This is a genomic window from Vicinamibacteria bacterium, assembly GCA_035620555.1.
GTDB lineage: Bacteria > Acidobacteriota > Vicinamibacteria > Marinacidobacterales > SMYC01 > DASPGQ01.
Window position 1 is genome coordinate 1 of record DASPGQ010000667.1, and the last position, 2,891, is coordinate 2,891.

Below are 2,891 nucleotides of genomic sequence, written 5' to 3' on the forward strand. Positions count from 1 at the left end.
GAAGGAGGGCTACCAATGGGAACTTCCGGTAACCCGACCACTGAGGGTCGGAGCATCGACAACATCGTGAAGATCGATGGTTAGTGCATGAACTTTTTCCCACGGTGTCAAAAGTCGGTTGGGCGGCGTAACACCCTACCAATTCATGACTTCCTAACCACCCTCGAGTCCTGATTGTATCAGGGCAGTCGGGGGCACTGTCGAGCGTCTCCCTGGGATTCCCTAGATCGGCGAGTGGAAACTGCGGTCGAGTTGGTTACAATTAGGACTGTTTTGAAGTGAAGAGTCCTAAATGTAACGAGGTGCTCTATGCTCCCACCGATGGAGTCCCGCCGCGCCCTGCTGAGGCTCTTTCGAAAGCGGCTCGTCGTCACCCTCGACCCCCTCCTCGAAACCCTTCGAACCCGCGCTCGCATGAGCGTCTTCCGCCGCCTCTCCTCCATGGGTTATCTGACCAGCTACAGTCACGCCGGTCGCTACTACACCCTTCGGGACATCCCTGAGTTCGACGAGCAGGGGCTCTGGCAACACCTGGGAGTCTCCTTCTCGCGGCACGGCTCGCTGAAAAACACTGCCGAGCACATCGTGAACGATTCCGAAGCCGGTCAGACTCACCCCGAGCTCGAGTTCATCCTCGGCGTCCGTGTTCACAACACCCTCCTCGACCTCGTCGAAGAGGAACGGATCGGCCGTGTGCCGCTGGCCAGGTACTTTCTTTACGTCAGCAGGAAGCGGCGCATTGCGAACGCGCAGATCAAACGACGCCGGGAAGAACTCAAGAGGGAAGCCACCGTGCCCGAGGGGAAGCCCGCAACGGAGGTCGTCATCGAGGTTCTCCTCGAGCTCATCCACGGAGCCAAGGTGCAAGCGGAGCCCTCGGCGATCGCCGCCCGCCTTGCCGCCCGGGGGATCCGCGTCAGCGCCACACAAGTTAGGGCGATCCTCGACGAACACGGGCTAAAAAAAACGGCGAAGTTTCGCTCGCGACGCTCGCAACGCTGAGGACGGAAATCTCCCGCCTTGAAGCGGAAGGCCGCCGGTGGGCGATAAGCACCCAAGGCATCGTCGTTCGCGTCGAGATGGGCGTCCCTCCGTGTCCCTCCTGCCTCGGGCCGACCCTGGTCCAGAAGTCGGTCCCGCGGAACGTGGTCACCCTCGAACACGGAAGTTTCATCGCCTACGAGACGGTCCGCGTCTGCGCGGCGCGATGTCGAAATCCATCAGGAGCGCTCGTCACCCTCCGTTCGGAGAGCTATTCTCGGCGAGCGCCTCCCGGTTCCATCTTCGGCTACGACGTCGAGGTCTTCGTCGGTCTGGAACGCTTCGTCCATCATCGACAGCGCGAGGAGATTCTCGCTGAACTCGCCAAGAAGGGGGTAACACCCTCCAGCGGCGAGGTCAGCACCCTGGCCCTCCGATTCCTCAAGCACCTCGCCGAGCTTCATGCGAGCCGTCAGCCGGCGCTGCGGGAAGCCATCGGGCGCGACGGAGGCTACCCTCTCCACTTCGATGCCACCGGCGAAGACGGCCGCGGCACGCTCTTGGTCGCCTACAACGGTTGGCGGGAGTGGGTGCTGGGCGCTTGGAAGCTGCCCACGGAACGGGCCGATCAGATCACGCCATGCCTGCTCGAAGTGGCGGAGCGCTTCGGTCTTCCCTGCGCGATCATGCGCGATCTCGGCCGCGCCGCGCGCAATGCGGCAAAGGCCTTCGTCCGGAAGCTCAAGCTGAAGATCCCCATCCTCGGCTGTCACCTTCACTTTTTGAGCGACATCGGCAAGGACCTCCTCAAGGCTGCCCACGATAAGTTGCGGGGCCGCTTTCGAGAAGACAAGCTGCGTCCAGGACTCCGGGCACTCGTACGAGATCTCGGCCGTAAACTCGGCACGGATCTTCCTATCTTTCGAGAAGAAGTGCTCGACTGGGCTGCGGATGCCGCCTCGGGACACGTTCTCCCGGAGGGACGCGCTGGCCTTGCCACCGTGCGCGCGATCGCCCAGTGGGTGCTCGATTCCGCCCGCGACGGCAATCACCTCGGCTTTCCCTTCGAACGACCTTACCTCGACCTCTACGAACGCGCCAGGAAGGCCCGTCGCGCCGTCGATGCCTTCCTGCGCAAGCCGCCGGCTGGCAAGGCCACTTGCCGATCTCTCAAGAGACTTGCTCGCTTACTCGGTCCGGTCGACACCTCGACGGGCATCTCCGAGATCGCGAAGACCGTCTCCGCACGTGCAGAGCTTTTCGATGAACTCCGAGCCGTCTTGCGACTCCATCCGAAGCCGCCTTCTGGAGACGACAAGCCGGACCTCTCCATCCAGGAGGCCGTCGCCGAGCTCTGCGACATCCGCCAGGCGCTTCGCACCTTCAAGCGGTCGCTTCACAACCGGCGTCCAGCTCGGGGGCCTGCCGAGGACTCTCGGGAAGCCATCGACCTCGTGCTCCAGCACCTCAAGGAACATGGGAAATCGCTCTGGGGCCACGCGATCTCCCTTCCGAAGAGGGTCGGGGGCGGGATCCGCCTCGTCGCCCGCACCAACAATCTTCTCGAATCCCTCTTCCATCGTATGAAGCATGGTGAAAGACGGCGCAGCGGACGCAAGGTGCTGACGGACGACTTCGAGCATCTCCCAGCCGATGCGGCGCTGGCATGCAACCTGACCAAGCCCGACTACGTCGAGATCCTGTGCGGGTCCCTGGAGAAACTTCCCGACGCATTCGCAGACCTCGACATCGCGAGGCGATCTCAGGTCCTCGGATCGTCTCCCTCTGAGCGCAGGGCGGCCGAAGAGGACCTTCAAGCGGACTTTGCCTCACTACCCCGTAACGATCGGAGAATCGTCCGCGCAGAAATCCTGCGCCAACGCATCGAGGCTGCCGCCCGGAGCAGAGCC

Annotated in this window: 2 protein-coding genes; both read left to right on the forward strand. The window is 62.8% G+C overall.

The annotated features are described in order from the left end of the window. Positions 1–309 precede the first annotated feature (309 nt). Positions 310–1,002, forward strand: a complete 693-nt coding sequence (locus VEK15_27100) for a hypothetical protein (GenBank protein HXV64396.1) — start codon at positions 310–312, stop codon at positions 1,000–1,002. Between the two features lie 77 nt (positions 1,003–1,079). After that, positions 1,080–2,891 (forward strand): hypothetical protein (locus VEK15_27105; protein HXV64397.1); only part of this gene is annotated, 1,812 nt, incomplete at its 3' end.

What these genes read in the sequence shown, in the direction of transcription:
- VEK15_27100 (HXV64396.1), top strand. Translation starts at nt 310, where the DNA reads ATGCTCCCACCGATGGAGTCCCGCCGCGCCCTGCTGAGGCTCTTTCGA.